The organism is Caballeronia sp. AZ10_KS36 (assembly GCF_023631105.1).
Taxonomy (GTDB): domain Bacteria; phylum Pseudomonadota; class Gammaproteobacteria; order Burkholderiales; family Burkholderiaceae; genus Caballeronia.
The window spans coordinates 1-1,084 of the sequence record NZ_JALQDQ010000053.1 but is presented as its reverse complement, the minus strand read 5'-3'; the positions used below and the strand labels follow the sequence as shown (position 1 = coordinate 1,084).

1 protein-coding gene and 1 pseudogene are annotated in these 1,084 nt (G+C 61.7%); both read right to left on the bottom strand.

Annotated elements, in window-relative coordinates; all coding sequences use genetic code 11:
- A partial coding sequence (locus tag NCR35_RS29525) for a succinate dehydrogenase iron-sulfur subunit (protein ID WP_244849783.1) occupies window positions 1-700 on the bottom strand: 700 nt, incomplete at its 3' end.
- 21 nt (window positions 701-721) lie between these two features.
- Window positions 722-1,084: pseudogene (locus NCR35_RS29520) on the bottom strand (succinate dehydrogenase/fumarate reductase flavoprotein subunit); the annotation flags it as partial.

Below are 1,084 nucleotides of genomic sequence, written 5' to 3'. Positions count from 1 at the left end.
AAACCGCCCGCCGCACCAGCATTTCCCTGATCTTGCCGATGGCCTTCGTCGGGTTGAGTCCCTTCGGGCACACATCGACGCAGTTCATGATCGTGTGGCAGCGGAACAGGCGATACGGGTCTTCCAGATTGTCGAGCCGCTCGCCGGTCGCCTGATCGCGGCTATCGGCGATGAAGCGATACGCCTGCAGCAAGCCCGCCGGGCCCACGAACTTGTCCGGATTCCACCAGAAGCTCGGGCACGACGTCGAGCAGCTCGCGCAAAGAATGCACTCGTAAAGACCGTCGAGTTCGTCGCGCTCCACCGGCGACTGCAAACGCTCCTTCTCCGGCGGCGGCGTGTCGTTGATCAGGTACGGCTTGATCGAGTGATACTGGTTGAAGAACTGCGTGAAGTCGCAGATCAGATCGCGCACCACCGGCAGCCCCGGCAGCGGACGCAGCACGATGCGCTGCGGCAGATCGTTCAGGTTCGTGAGACACGCGAGACCGTTCTTGCCGTTGATGTTCATCGCGTCGGAGCCGCACACGCCCTCGCGGCACGAGCGACGGAACGACAGCGTTTCATCGAGCTCCTTCAGCTTCACCAGCGCGTCGAGCAGCATGCGTTCATGCGTCAGATCGAGCTCGTAGCTCTGCATGCGCGGCGCGGCGTCCTTGTCCGGATCGTACCGGTAGACTTCGAAAATTCTCTTTGCCATTTGGATATCCTTGCCCTTGCCTTAGAAGGTACGCGCCTTCGGCGGCACCGATTCGACCGTCAGCGGCTTCATCTGCACCGGCTTGTAGTCGAGGCGATTGCCTTCGCTGAACCACAGCGTATGACGCATCCAGTTCTCGTCATCGCGATGTTCGTAGTCGCTGTGCGCATGCGCGCCGCGGCTTTCCTTGCGCGCTTCGGCCGACACCATCGTCGCGCGCGCCACTTCGATCAGATTCGCCAGTTCCAGCGCCTCGACCTTCGCGGTGTTGAACACCTTCGACTTGTCCTTCAGATGCACATGCTTCACGCGCTCGGCCAATTCCGCGATCTTGCCGACGCCCTCTTCCAGGAGCTTCGAGGTGCGGAACACGCCCGCGTGCGA